The 14,427-nt window shown below is 53.4% G+C and carries 10 protein-coding genes; 2 read left to right on the top strand and 8 right to left on the bottom strand.

Features of this window, described 5'->3' with window-relative positions:
* Positions 1-33 precede the first annotated feature (33 nt).
* On the top strand, positions 34-873 hold the full coding sequence (locus RAC89_RS22780) for a helix-turn-helix transcriptional regulator (RefSeq protein WP_306615900.1): 840 nt from the start codon (positions 34-36) through the stop codon (positions 871-873).
* 75 nt (positions 874-948) lie between these two features.
* Here RAC89_RS22780 and RAC89_RS22775 read toward each other — a convergent pair whose 3' ends face one another.
* The 8 genes from RAC89_RS22775 to RAC89_RS22740 form a co-directional block, all read right to left on the bottom strand.
* The gene (locus RAC89_RS22775) at positions 949-1,752 is read right to left on the bottom strand and encodes a polysaccharide deacetylase family protein (protein WP_306615899.1); all 804 of its coding nucleotides are present in this window, start codon (positions 1,750-1,752) and stop codon (positions 949-951) included.
* A 28-nt stretch (positions 1,753-1,780) separates the two neighbouring features.
* Positions 1,781-2,638, bottom strand: a complete 858-nt coding sequence (locus tag RAC89_RS22770) for a glycoside hydrolase family 43 protein (RefSeq protein ID WP_306615898.1) — start codon at positions 2,636-2,638, stop codon at positions 1,781-1,783.
* 18 nt (positions 2,639-2,656) lie between these two features.
* Positions 2,657-3,355, bottom strand: coding sequence for a DUF1961 family protein (locus RAC89_RS22765; protein WP_306615897.1), 699 nt, complete (start codon positions 3,353-3,355; stop codon positions 2,657-2,659).
* Positions 3,345-5,933 (bottom strand): exo-rhamnogalacturonan lyase family protein, encoded by a 2,589-nt coding sequence (locus tag RAC89_RS22760; protein WP_306615896.1) that lies wholly within the window; start codon positions 5,931-5,933, stop codon positions 3,345-3,347. The genes RAC89_RS22765 and RAC89_RS22760 overlap by 11 nt, the downstream gene beginning before the upstream one ends.
* 129 nt (positions 5,934-6,062) lie before the next feature.
* Complete coding sequence (locus RAC89_RS22755; protein WP_306615895.1) at positions 6,063-8,342, bottom strand: helix-turn-helix domain-containing protein; 2,280 nt, start codon at positions 8,340-8,342, stop codon at positions 6,063-6,065.
* A 216-nt stretch (positions 8,343-8,558) separates the two neighbouring features.
* The gene (locus tag RAC89_RS22750; RefSeq protein WP_306615894.1) at positions 8,559-10,130 is read right to left on the bottom strand and encodes an extracellular solute-binding protein; all 1,572 of its coding nucleotides are present in this window, start codon (positions 10,128-10,130) and stop codon (positions 8,559-8,561) included.
* A 45-nt stretch (positions 10,131-10,175) separates the two neighbouring features.
* Positions 10,176-11,060, bottom strand: coding sequence for a carbohydrate ABC transporter permease (locus tag RAC89_RS22745; protein ID WP_306615893.1), 885 nt, complete (start codon positions 11,058-11,060; stop codon positions 10,176-10,178).
* 21 nt (positions 11,061-11,081) lie between these two features.
* Positions 11,082-12,053 (bottom strand): ABC transporter permease, encoded by a 972-nt coding sequence (locus tag RAC89_RS22740; protein ID WP_306615892.1) that lies wholly within the window; start codon positions 12,051-12,053, stop codon positions 11,082-11,084.
* Positions 12,054-12,302: 249 nt separating this feature from the next.
* On the opposite strand from RAC89_RS22740, the gene RAC89_RS22735 reads away from it, so the two are divergent.
* Positions 12,303-14,345, top strand: a complete 2,043-nt coding sequence (locus RAC89_RS22735) for a beta-galactosidase (RefSeq protein ID WP_306615891.1) — start codon at positions 12,303-12,305, stop codon at positions 14,343-14,345.
* Positions 14,346-14,427: the final 82 nt, after the last annotated feature.

The following is a 14,427-nucleotide window of genomic DNA, read 5'->3' as shown; positions in this document are numbered from 1 at the left end:
GTTATTCTTGTGTCAGAAAGGGGTGTTGCAGCCATGAAAGGTGATTATCAAATATCTTTCTCCAAAGCGGAAAATATCGAAATGCCCCGTTTTCATTACCACGATCATTATGAAATCTATTATTTGTTTGGCGGCGAGCGATATTACTATATTGAAAACCGGACTTATCATGTGAAGAAGGGCTCCATGATTTTTATTAAGAAAAACGATATCCACAAGACGCTGCTCGGAGGCAAGCATCATGAACGGACCGTCATCTACTTCACGGACCGGCTTCTGGAGCCGCGCCATGACCGGCACCTTGATCTTTTACTGTCCCCTTTTCATCATCCCAACCGAATTGTCGAATTCAATCCCATGGAGCAAAACTACATTGAAAATTTAATTTTCCAAATGAAAAACGAATACGTTGAAGAAGGCCGTCAAGGCCGCGACCTTTATTTTGAATCACTGCTCGTACAGCTTCTTCTATATGCCCACCGTAAGCTGACGGAAGCGTCCGAGGTGGCCTACGTGCCGATGAACAAGAACATTATGGAAGTGATCGATTACTGCAATTCCCACTATAGGAAGCCGCTTACGATGGAGGGGGTTTCCGCCCGTTTTTATATTAGCCCGTTCCATTTCAGCCGTTTGTTCAAACGATATACGGGGTTTAACTTCCCGGAGTATATCAATACGCTGCGTATCCGCGAGGCCCAAAAATTGCTGAGAGAAACGCCGTATAAGGTGATCGAAATCGCTGAGCGGGTCGGATATATGAACATCACGCATTTCAACCGGAAGTTCAAGCAAGTGGCTTCCATGTCGCCGCTCGAATATAAGAAAATGATTAAGGCGTCGTCAAACGGCCATGGCACCGACGCAAAGTGAGGCAAACGAGAGGTAGGCTCCAAAATAAAAACCGGCTCCCTAGGCAGACTGCACTGCCCTAAGAACCGGTTTTTTCTACTCTACTAGGCGCTTTTGCTCGCCGCTTTTCACTTCTACCATCTGCCCGTCCACGCTAAGCCAAACATCAATGGCTGTCGGGTTATAAACAAAATCCAGGCCTGCCGAAAATTTCAGCTGCTCGAACGCCTTGGTGTAATCGACGATTTCGATATTCGTTGCATACCAGATCTCGTCTTTCCCGCCTACATAGGCGCAAAACTCCTCTATCACGTGCCAATTGTTGTCATTGTCGAATTCATAGCTGTGGCCCCAGACGTACATGAGATACAAATATTGTGTCTTGTGCAGCCCGACGAACGTCTCGGCATGCTTCATCAGATCCCGATTGTGGTGGCAGGTAGGCTGCCATTCAAGCCAATCGTCCGGCATGCCGAAATGGCCCGTGCTCGGTACGACCCTGGCGTACTCGATGCCGAGACCCGGCAGAAGCTCCTTGATCCGGCGGTTATACGAGCCGTTCGGATACGACATCCCCCTCACGGTATATCCGGCAATCCGTTCCAGATTCCTCCGATCCTCCATCACCTCATGAACGATGAGCTCGTTCGGACATCGGGCGATAGTGGGATGGGTCAGAGTATGGGCCGAGATTTCATGCCCCTCATAGAGGTCCTTAATTTCTTCCTCTCCAATCCGATCCGGCGTTCCGAACAGGCCGGAGTTGATGTGGAAGGTCCCCTTAATCCCATGGCGGTTAAAAATATCCACCAGCCGCTTGTCGGCATTTCGGCCGTCGTCATAGCTCATCGTGAGCGCCTTATGCCTTCCGCCCGGAAAGCACATTAACACCTTTGGCATCGTTGCCTCTCCCCTCTCTAACGACTAATTATACCAAAGATTCCGGTTTCATCGGAATAAAAACCGCTCTCTCGTTCGGCGACTTGTTCGGCGTATGAACGGCAAGATGAAGAGCCCCGTCCAAGGCGCGGAACAGCATGCCGTGTCCCCCGTCCTCGGCAAAAAACGGCTTTTCCTCCTGAACCCACGGTCCGAGGATGTCCTCTGAGGCCGACCGGGCGATTCCCATCGCATATCCCTTACTGCCGATACTGGACCAAAGCATCAGCAAGCTTCCTTGTCCGTCCTCCCAAAGGAAAGGTCCGTCCGTAACGTAGTTGACCTCCCGTACAGGGCGCGACCACGGCGCCGAGGATGCCTTGAAGAGCAAAGCCGGTTCCCCGGAAGCGGCGCTTAAGTCCTCACGCAGGGGCATAGCGTACATTTCCCCGTCCTGCACCTGCAGCCACTCGCGGCAAAAGACCATCCATGGCTTTCCTTCCTTATCCACATACAGCGTTCCGTCAAGGCATTCCCAGTCCCTGGGTGTCACCGGCCCGTTCGTAACCGGAGCGTAGGGACCTTGCGGTCCCGATTCCGATAGCAGCACCTGCGTTCCCCTGCACTGCCCTTCCGCCTTAAAGGAAGCCAGCATATAGTACCTACTTTGGTACAAGTGAACTTCCGGAGCCCAAAAGTGCCGATCCGCCCAAAAGCCCGCCTCCGGCCGAAACGCCGGAAACGGTCCCTCCCATTGCTCCAAATCGGTACTCCGGTACACGTTGAAGCCTTCGGCGGCTCCGTCCCATACATTATCGTCCGTCGTTCCGAACAAATAATACGCCTTCTCCTCCGGGACCGGCAAAACGAACGGATCCCGGACGCGTATTTCTGACGTTCTAAGCATAGATCTCACCTTCACTCCTTAGGACGCATAAACCTTCAAATTAGCATATTCCGCGATGAGCGGCGCCATTTGCCGGAAGCCGAGCTTTCCGCCGCCCAGCAGCGGACCCCATGTAACTCCGTCGTCCTCCCAGCGGAACAAAACCATCTCATTCACGGCGAACAATAAAGCGGCTCCCTGCTTCACAATAAGCATGCGGTAAGGACCGGCGGCATCCGGGACGCCGGGAATCGGATCAGCGCCTTGCGCGACGAGATGAAAGCCGTAGCTTTTGCGCAGATTGCACGTATGGAACTGTCGCTCCTCCGCCCATCTGCGGCGGAAGTAGGAAATGTGGAAGGCGTTCATATCACCATGATGATATTGATCGTAGATCCCGTTGCGCTCAGCCAGCGCCGGGTCGAACAGATCCTCGCCTCCCGCTCCTTTGGCGCTGAGAAACATGATCGCCAGTCCCGGCTCGCGAATCGGCCAGAAGTCCCATGAGATCGCAAGATCCCCAGGGAAATCCTCGGGGCACCAGTATACCAGATTCGCCTTCTGTCCCTCTTCCGGGTCGCGGGTGCTTTCCAGCCTCATCCGCCCCATCGGGAAGGAGACGGCTCCTTCCCCTTCCATCCGAAAGCCTAGAATGTCCTTCTCCGATGCCAGGGCGTTCTCATATAGAAGCTTCCATTCGGACGGAATCATGCCGTTGATGTTTCCTTTACTTTCCATGGTCCTCAGCTCCCTCCGGAAGATGCTCCGAGATCAGTTCCAGCGCAATAATCGTATTGAGCGACCACTGAGCCGCTTCGTTCGTATTCATCCAATCGATTTCGTTTAACGTATCTACGTGCGTAACGATTTCGGCTTCCGTCTGCAGGTCAACCTGATAGAACGGATTGCCCATCAGAATCGACCAGCATTTCCGTGCCGTTTCCACATCTTTACGGTAATACGCACCATAAGCGACGATGGCGGCACTGAGCACTGGGTGCTCAAAATGCTTGGTGCTGATCGCTCCCTTTGTCAGGACATCCTTTTCTTCCTGCGACTTGTTATAATACACGCCGAATTCCGCGAGCATATCCTCCCATTCCGGATCCTTCAGCATGGCGGCCAGCTCGAACCATACCTGAGGGCCGCCCATACAGATCGCCAGATGCCGTCCCCAGTTATCATCGCCCATCGGGGTCAGCACTCCGGTTTTCGGATCATAGCCGTAGGTAGGACCCGAGATCAGACGATAATTCGCCTTCTTGACGCAGTCGATACCCACCAAAATTTTGTCACGGTAGGCCTTGTCCTCATAGCGCTCCCAACGGGTCATCCAGTTGGAGCTGAAGGCCGCCCAATCCGGACCGACCCGGATATGTGTCGGATGCTCGTCCTTTGGGAAATAAGCCCGCATCGGATCGAGATTCACCGTGGCGAAGTCCGAATCCTTCACTTCATCCATGATATCGCCGATCCGCTCATCCGCCGTTAAGTAATAATAATATCGGTGCAGTCCTGCCATGCCGATGCGCGCTTCCTTGCAGCCGCAGCCCCAGTGTACGACATTGTGCCTCGAGCCAAGTCCCGCATACTCGCCAAAGTGGTATACGTCCACCTCGCTGGTGTGACGAGTCATCGCTTCCGCCATGCGAAAGATGTCCCCGCGGCCGGTCCGCAGGAACATGACCCAGAGCCACATATTCGGAGCCAGCTCCGTGTTCTGCCAGGCACAGCCGCCCAGGTCGTAGTTCCACACGTGGCGTACCGGATCATAGCTGTGCATGTAATCGCCGTAGTCCCATAAGCCGTACCATTTTCGCTGCTCTACCTCATCCTGGTAGAAAGAAATGATACCTTCCAGACGATTCTCCAGCTTTCGCTTCAGCTCACTGCTCCGGTCCGGCAAGCTCCAGAGGCCGAAGGCGCCTGCCGAGCGGTAGTACTCCGGCTCACAGACAAGCAGCGACGGGCTCTGAGACTCCTCCAGCATGCGGTCCAGCTGCTCAGTCCCGGGAGTTTGCGGCAAGCACCACAGCGTAAGCTCATTGGTGTTCGCAATCCCGTAGGGCGTGGCCCGAAGCTCCTCCGCCCCTTCGTAAGACGATTCCACATGCGTCTCCGTATCATAATGGCGCAGGTCCATCGGCTCGTTGTCCGGTGACCAGAGCCATACCGTGAAGGCCGCCTCTGAGCCGGCTGTGCCGTGCACCTCCAACCCGGACGGATGCTTCTTCCAAAAATGCCTCAGGCCGGCGGCTAAGCCTCCTCCTTCTCCACCGACATACCCGAGCCCCCCGGCACGATGCCCGTCGGTCACCTTCACCCAGCTGCAGCCTTCCTTGGTCCGCTTCGAGAGACGGTAGTGCTCCGAGGAGCTCTGCACCAGCTTGAAGCTGTCCCAGGTTGCCGAATCGTCCAGCAGGCTGAGGAAGTAGGCATCCTCGGCAGCATCGAAGGCGACCGGCTGTCCCACCGTTTGGCGCTCGAACAGCTCACGATATTTGCCCTTCGTACGACGGGTATGAAGCGTCTTCGGGGACTCGCTGAAATAGCCGCTGTCTCCTGCGAAACGGACATGACGATTGTACTGCGGCCCCTTCATCGGCACGGCGAAGCGAATTCCGAGCCCCTTGATAAAATCCTGGTGTGGGTTTCCGTCATAAAAAAACGTATGTACCAGCCGTATCGAATCCAGTCCGGCATATACATACAACCTCAGCGTGAAAGGCAGCCATTCTCGAGTGCCGTTGACACCGCGATGCCTTCCGTCCAGCCTCACGACGGCACGCAGGGGTCCTGCTTGCTCCACAACAGCTCGAAGAAGCCGGCTCTCGAAGCGCAGCTCCCGGGTCGTTGCTGTACCTGAAACTTCACTGCGTTCCTCCTTCACACAGACGAGCTCTCCACCGCTGCATACCTCCGCTCCGTCCCGGACGATACTCCGCAGCAAGCCGGCTCCCCGCTTGCCCAAAGTTACGACGATGACTCCCGTATCCAGGGTGATCGTGTCTTCCGTTTCCGTTACGGACACCTTATGCTTAGGATCGGCCGCCTGCCCTTTCTTCAGGGTAAGACCTTGAGCCTCTTCTCTGCCTAATACGGCAGCATGGGCCGACCACTTCACACTGCCATCCGGCCAGTACGCTGTAGGCCAGCTTTGCACCGGCACCGCCTGTCCGTCTCCCGACGCCTGCAGACTAAGCGGTTCCTCCCGCTTCAGCTCGCCTTCCTTCCAAGGAACTCCCCAGGTCACTCCGACAGGCAAGGATGCTTCCTGCTGCAACCACCGCAATGCAATCGTCGTTTCCGCTGACATAATCTCTCCCTCTCCTTCCCAATCATAGTCCCATTGTAGGAAGCAGCCGCTTTGCCTTCAATGGGACTTTATTGTTTGAGGAAACGATGCCGTTTGGACTTTTTTTACCGCTTTGCATATCCTTGACGATCAAGAATTCCGGCTCAGCTCCCGGTAACGCGTCGGTGTCATACCTTCCAGCTTCTTAAAGATCCGGTTGAAATAGCTGTGCTGATAGCCTACCATCCCGGCGACGTCATTGATCTTCAACTCCGATTCCCGCAGCAGCTGCTTCGCCTTCTCAATGCGCAGCTCCGTCAAATAATCGATAAAGTTTTTTCCGGTCACCTGCTTAAACGACTTGCTCAGAAAGAACGGATTCGTACCGATATGATCCGCGCAGTTGTCGAGCGAGATGTCCTGCTGATAATTTTCCTGCAAATAGATCATCGCCTGCTCGATAATCCGCTTCACCTGAGCGTCGGAACGGCCGGTCAGCTCTCTCAGGAATGGAGCGACGACCTTCTCGTGGAACCATTCCAGAATTTGCTTCGGCTCACGAATCTGGGATAACTGCTCGTACAGATTCGCGCCCTTGAATAATCGGCTCGGCTGGATGCCCGATACCATAATGGCATGCTGAATGCTCCCTAATAGATGCAGCATCCCTTGCTGAACGTCAATTTCCTTGGCCCCCTTGCCGGAAAGGGCACGAAGGAAGTCATCCAGCAGCTCATAGGCTTCCTCTTCCCTTCCCGTACGAAGCGCCTGAATCAGCTCACGCTCCAGGTTGAACGGATAAGGAAGGATCTCCGTCTCATTATCTTCCCGACCGTCCTCCTGCAAATCGATCAGCTGATTCACATTCTCATAGCTGCGATAGCTGACGGAATGCTTCGCCTGCTCGAAGGCGAGAGGCACCTCCGAGATGTGAGGCACGGTGCGGCTGATCGCCATGGCGACCCGCATTTTCAATATTTTGTTAATGTAATCCGTTAATTGCTCGCAGAAGCCCTGCAATCTTTCACGGTAATCATCCTCTTCTTCCACCATGAGCAGCAGCCCGGCCGTCAAATCGTGGAAGTTGATCGTATCGCTCTGCTCGAAATATTCGGAGGCGAGCTCTCCGATCATGTTGACCGCAGCGAAGGTCACAAGGCCCTCATCACCGTCGCGAAACTTCCCTTCGACGCTCGTAATTCCAAGCAGTTGTACATAAACAACGATATATCGGCGATTCCGCACATCCCACTTAAATCGCTCCATTCGGCGCAGCAGATCCTCTTCCGAATAAGCCGAAAGGTATCCCTGCAGCAGCTGATGCAGGAAGCTCTCCTTTACATGGGGAAGCTGCTCCGAGAGCTTCGTGTTCAGCTCCAGGCTCTCCCTACGCAGATGTTCCCACTGCTTCTCCATGAGCGTGAATTCATCCTCCGCCCCGACGGCAACGGCATTCCCGCCAAGCAAAGTTACCAGCCGCTTCACCGGTGAATATATTCGACGTGAAGCGAGCCAAGCCAAAAGTCCTGCAATAAGCAGCGCCATAAGACTTAAAGAAATAATGAGCTTGGATATAAAGACCACCGGCGATGTGATGCTCGTAATCGGAGAAGCGGATACAAAGGTCCAATCAGCGGCTATTCGGGACAAATTTCCGTAGGACACCGTGTATGTCGTATCTTTCCATGTAAAGACGAAGGATCCTTTACCCGAACCCGCCGTCTGTATTTTCTCACGCAATGCCGTAACCAGAGGAGAGCTGGAAGCGCTTCCTGTGCCGGATACGAATAAATCACCCGAGCTTTGCAATAAGAACGTCTCCCCATCGTGATAAGGCGACATCGTTTGGAGCATATTCGCGACCTTCTGCTCGTCAAAACGGAAAATCAACGCACCGAAGGGCTGAAGGCTTCCGCCGGGAACCTGGTGAACGAGAGCCAGGTCCTTGCTCTCCGGACGACTCGGATCAAATGCCCACTGCGTCCAATACGTCACATTTTTTCCTTGAATCAACGGCTCGTACACAGCTGCGGCCTTCTGCGGGTCCACTCCCGTATATTCGGGATAAAACAAGACAGGCTGCTTGCCGCCGACATAGAGCTCCGCCCGCTTCACCATGGAATTGGAGCCTTGCATCACGATCAGTGTCTTGGTAATGTCCTGCGTTCTGTCGAAGTTTTTAACAAAATCATAGCCGTTTAAGCTGTAGTCGAATTTGTTATCGAAGGCCCAATGGGACAGCAGCATTTCCAGGTTGCCCAGCTGGTCGTCGATATTGTGCGATCTCTGCTCGATCTGCTGATGATGAAGCTGCAAGAGCTCCTTCTCCACTCGCCCGCCGGCCATCCAATAAACGAATGCCCCCAGGATGAGCCCGGGGATTCCGGAGACGATAAAGATCATGATCAGACTCTTCTTATAAAAGCGCATGATGTCACCATCCGATTCGAGAATTACTTGTCAGGAAGCTTCTTCATAGCGTATTACGTCAGAACGGCTCCTGCAAGTGAATATTCCGACTCCTTTCTTTACTTTTCCGACTTCCTTATTATATTCGACCTGATGATGGAAAAAAAGGACCGTCCTGCCGTCCCTGAAGTGAAACTTCTCTTCAAGTAACAGGCGGAACAGTCCTTCCTAAGCGGCTTACTTCTTCGCAGTAGCGGCGTAGAGCTCGTTCATTTCCTTCACCAGATCGTCCCCGCCGGATTTCTTCCAGGTGTCGAAGGCTGCGTTCAAGGCTGCCTCATCGATTTGGCCTACAATGAATTTGATGCGCGCGTCGTTGATGATATTATCCAGCTGTTGACCCTTCTGCGAGTAAACCTTCGAGATGAAAGGCTCCGCAGGGTTCGCAACGATGTACTGCTCTGCTTCCTTCTGAATCTTGGTCGTTTGCAGACGAAGCGGAGTTTGCTTTACCTTGAGGCCGCGGTCTTCCGGAATAAACGTCAGCATTTGGTTCAAGCCTTCTACTTCGGCCTCAAGCAGCGCCGCATCCTTGGAAGGCACTACCGCGTCCCCGTCCTTCGTATAATGCTTGCCTTCGATGCCGTAGCCTGCCAAGGTTTGCAGTTCCGGTTCGTTCATTTGATCGATGAATTTCAGCACGCGCTTCAATTCTTCTTCTGTCTTCACGGTCGACTTCGGAATCGCCAGCATTCCGGCGAAGCCTGAGGTTGGCAATGCTTTCAGTCCGTGCTTGCCCGTAACGCCGATCATATTGTCGACGTAGTGGACGTCCGGCTTATCCTTGCCTTCCTTCTGCAGCAGCTGATGGATTTTATCGTCCAAACGCGCCGCATTATCGGTTACGTCTACGATCACCCCTGCCTGACCGTTGACAACCGGATCGTTCCATTTCGCCGAATCAAACACGGCAAAATCCTGGTTGATCAGTTTTTCGTCATACAGCTTCTTCATGAATTTCAACGCTTCAAGATACTCGGCCGTTTGATGCTCCGGCACCATTTTCCCGTCCTTGATGCCCCACTTGTTCGGCGCTCCGAACCAAAGCTTGATCGTATCGAAGCCGCTGGCCCATTGACCGGTCCACTTCACGAGCACCATGCCGTAGGTGTCATCCTTGCCGTTCTTATCTGGATCCTTTTCTTTAAACGCTTTCAACATGTTGTAGAAGTCGTCGATCGTTTTTGGCGGCTGCATGCCGACCGCTTCCAACCAATCCTTACGGTAGTTGATACCGTTTCGGCCCAAGGCGCGACCGCGGTAAATCCCGTAGTTTTTGCCGTCAATGGAAGAGTTATTCATGATGACCGGATTGGCTTTGCTGAGATTCGGGAAGTCCTTCAGATAAGGTCCCACTTCCCAGAACGCCCCGGATTTCGCCGCATTGACGAAGCTTGGATTTTTCACGTCCCCGACATAAATGATATGAGGCAGCTTGCCGGAAGCAAGAGTAATGTTAAACTTATCGGTATAAGAGGAGTTCGGCACCCACTCGAGATGGATGTTAGTATTCGTTTTTTTCTCGATCTCGGTAGTAACCGGGCCGTCGTCCTTCGGATAGTTCGTTTTGAAAATCGGAATCATGATCGACAGGTCTAGCGGAGCCTGGCTTTGGGCGGATTGTCCGTTAGCAGCTCCTGCATTCCCGGAAGGTGCCGCCTCCTTCCCTGTGCTGCAGCCGATGACACTTGTCATGGCAACCGTACCGACTGCCGCCATGGAAATCCATTTTTTCGTGTTTTTCTTCATTTTCTTTTGCCTCCCTTATATTCTTACTATATATCGTAATCCGTATTACCCCTTGACCGAGCCGATCAAGACCCCTTTGGCAAAATGCTTTTGCAGGAACGGATAGACGAGCAAAATAGGAATGGTGCCTACAACGATAACCGCCATCTTGATGGATTGCTCCGGCGGCTTCACGAAGCTTGGGTCCATCGAGTTGATGTCGCCTGCCGCAGCCTGCGACAGCAGTACGATCTGTCTCAGCATAACCTGCAGAGGCCATTTGGAAGGGTCATTGATGTAGAGCAGCGCCGAGAAGAAGTTGTTCCAATGACCGACCGCATAAAACAAGGTGAAGGTGGCCAGCACCGGCATCGATAACGGCAGGACGATTTTCCACAGCAGCCCAAGCTCTGAGCAGCCGTCGATTTTGGCCGCCTCCTCCAGCTCCGGAGGGAGCTCCTGAAAGAAGTTTTTCACGATGATCAGGTTAAATGCGCTGATGGCGCCGGGAATCATTAACGCCCAGTACGTGTCCAGCAGATGCAGCTCACGAACGACCAGATAGGTTGGAATCAAGCCTCCACCGAACAGCATCGAGAAAATAATGAGATTCAGCACCGTATTGCGGCCCATCAAATTTCTCTTCGATAACGCATAAGCCATCGACACGGTGAAGAACAGATTGACTAACGTACCTACCACCGTTACATAAACCGAAACCCAAATACTTTTGATGATGGTGTCCGTGGAGAAAATAAATTCATAAGCGGACGTAGTGAACGTTTCCGGAATCAGGAACACGGCCCTCTTGGTCAGCTCCGCATCCGAGGCGAAGGAGCCGGCGATCACATATATGAAAGGGAGAACGGAGACGATCCCGACAAGCCCAAGCAGCAAATAGTTGGATAAGTCAAAGATCGTTCCGCCGATCGTTCTGTATCTTTTGCCCATGCTGTTACCTCCTTTGTTCCATTAATAAATGCTTGCTTGCCCGAAACGCTTCGCCAGCCAGTTTGAGCCCATCACCAGGATGATGCCTACAACCGCTTTAAACAATCCGACCGCCGTACTATAGCTGAACGCCCCTTGCGTGATACCCATCATATATACGTACGTATCGAATACCTCCGCAACCTCCCGATTGAGCGGATTGAGCATCAGGAAGATTTGCTCGAAGCCGTTGTCGAGGACATCGCCCATTCGGAGAATAAGCAGAATGATAATAGTGCTGCGGATGGACGGCAGCGTAATGTGCCACGTTTGTCTCCAACGGTTGGCTCCGTCCATGATCGCCGCTTCATATTGCTCGACATCCACACCGGCAAGCGCTGCCAGGAAGATGATCGTACCAAAGCCGCATTCCTTCCAGATCGTCTGAATGATGATCATCGGCCGGAACCAGTCGGGACTGGCAAGAAATTCGATTTTCGCCCCGGCATACTTCATCAGAAGCTCGTTAATCAGTCCGCCCTCTGTTGTCAGAAACACATAAGTTAAACTGGCTACGATAACCATAGAAATAAAGTGCGGTACATACACTAACGTCTGAATCGTCCTTTTGTAGAATGCCACCCTGACTTCATTTAATAGAAGCGCAAGAATGATCGGCGCCGGGAAAAAGAACAGCAGGTTGTAGAACGAAAGCAGCAGCGTATTGCGCAGCAGCATGAAAAATTCAGGATTGCCGAAAAATACCCGAAAATGTTCGAGGCCGACCCATTCGCTTTTCCAAAATCCTAAAAACGGCTGATAGTTTTTAAAAGCGAGCAGTACGCCCCACATCGGCACGTATTTAAAAATGATGAAATATAATAGGCCCGGCAGTAACAGCAAGTACAGCCATTTATCCTTCCGCAGCCGCCCCAGGACACTTGTCCGGCTGGAAGTTTCGGTTTTATTTTTCTGTAAATGCTCGATTGAGCTGGGAGCAGCCGTTTGCTTCATCCCCTGCACCTCCAAAATAATTTATCGCGTAGCAACCGGTGTAAGCTGATTATCTCCTCTCCCCGGCTTTCCGCCAATCGGAAATTCTTGAAAATGCGGGATTTACCGGACTTTGCACCCCCTTTCAAAATAGTGCAAACCCGGCAAAACTAGAGTAATAACGGGTAAAATGCGCGCAAAAAGCTACTATTGTCCCCATCCGGGAAACCGAATATAGTTAAATTATTAATGAAGAAAAAGGTGATAAGGTTGGCAAGCAAACTATATCATGGAGCCGCGTGGTATCCTGAGCTTTGGGACGAAGCGGTTCTGAAGCAGGACATCGAGCTCATGAAACAAACCGGAATGAACGTCATGCGGATCGGCGAATTTGCCTGGTCGCGTATGGAGCCCACGGAAGGAAACATCGATATCAGCTTTTTTGTGAAAATCATCGAGCGCTTGTACGAAAACGGCATTGAGACTGTTATGTGCACCCCGACACCGACGCCGCCGATCTGGTTCTCGCATGGTCATCCCGAACGCATGTATGTGAACGATCAGCTCCAGGTCATGGGGCACGGCTCACGTCAGCACGCTTGTACGAACCAGCCTTATTTCCGTCAGAAAGCGGCGATGATTACAGAGCATATTGCCAAGGCGGTCGGATGCTTGCCCGGTCTCATCGGCTGGCAGATCGACAACGAATTTAAGGCTCACGTTTCCGAATGTATGTGCGCCACTTGCCTGACCCAATGGCATGCATGGCTGGAAGAGCGCTACGGCACGATCGAGAAGCTGAACGAAGCATGGGGCACGGACATCTGGAGCGAGTATTACTTGAGCTTCGATCAAGTGCCGCAGCCGGGTCCTACTCCGTTCCTTCACAACTCTTCCTTGAAGACGATGTACCAGCTGTTCTCTTATGAGAAGATCGCCCAGTTCTCGGACGAGCAGGCCGCGATTATCCGGCAGTACTCCGATGCCCCGATTACCCATAACAGCAGCGTCGCCTTCAGCGTAGATAACGAACGGTTATTCCGCGAGCTGGATTTCGCGTCGTTCGATACGTATGCAACCTTTAATAATTTCCCTGCTTATCTGATTAATAACGATCTGTGGAGAAATTTTAAGCGAGGCCGCGATTATTGGATTATGGAGACGAGTCCCTCCCACGCCGCTTCGCTTGAAAGCTACGCCGCCCCTCATCCGAACGGCTACTTGAGGGCCGAGGCTGTGGCCGCTTATGCTTTAGGCGCAGAAGCGTTCTGCTACTGGCTGTGGAGACAGCAGCGCGCCGGCTGTGAGCAGCCGCACGGATCGGTTCTCAGCGCCTGGGGCAAGCCGACCGTCGGCTATGCCAATGTGCTTGAGGTGGAGGAAGCCCGGCAGAGAATCGAGCCAACCATGCTGGCTACTCGCCCTCGGCAGGCGGAGGTAGCCATGACCTACTCCGATCGTTCCAAGGCGTTCTTACGTACGGAGCCGCACCGGAAAATGAATCATCGCGGGCTGGTCACTCACTTCTACGAGCAAATTCTTCATACGGGCGTTCATCGGGATCTCATTCCGGAGGGAGCGAGCCTGGAAGGCTACAAGCTGCTCTTTACGCCGTTCCTGCCTTACCTCTCCGACGAGCTTCTGGAACGTGCGACTGCATTCGTCGCGAATGGCGGCGTGTGGGTAGTCGGACCGCTGACCGGGGGACGTACGGAGGAGCACACCATCCAGACGACGGCGGCGCTCGGGAAGCTGGAGGCCGTAGCAGGCGTGGAAACGCTGTACACGTTCCCTATGGACGGCAGCGGCTCCTTAAACGGCGCCTTGGACAACACCTCAGGCGGCTCCATTGGCGGTGCGATGGGAAGCGCCTTTGGGGTAACCGCCCCGCTCTCGCTGTGGAGCGCCGTCTTCGAGCCTAAGGAGGCCGAGGTGGTAGGCACTGTCGTCGCCGGCGTAACGCCGGGGCTGAGCTTTATTACCGAGAAACGCCATGGCCAAGGCAAAATCGTCATGCTCGGCTCGATGCCTGCCGGTGAGGCGGGCGACCTGCTGCTTCGAAGCCTCATCACTCATTATGCAGAGGAGGCCGGAGTGACCGTACGCTCCGATGTGACGAAAGGCACGATCGTGGCGCCTCGCCGTGGAGACGGCTACGACGTTTGGGTCGTCGTGAACATGGACGGCGCGGGCGGCAGCGTTACGCTTCCGAAGGACGGCTTCGATCCGGTTACGCAGGAGCGCTACCCGGCTGGCAAGCTGGAGCTGGGCCGTTTCGAGTATAAGGTGATTCAGTTCGATGGCGGTCTGTAACGTGATTTTCTCACTTTACAGGGCCCAGTTGAACTCATATTTAGTACATTAAGGTGATTTCATAACGTTACAGCGTGTGTTT

Source organism: Paenibacillus sp. GD4, from assembly GCF_030846225.1.
In the GTDB taxonomy this organism is placed as follows: domain Bacteria; phylum Bacillota; class Bacilli; order Paenibacillales; family NBRC-103111; genus Paenibacillus_G; species Paenibacillus_G silviterrae.
The sequence above is the reverse complement of the archived record's forward strand: the minus strand, read 5'-3'. Positions and strand labels throughout refer to the sequence as shown.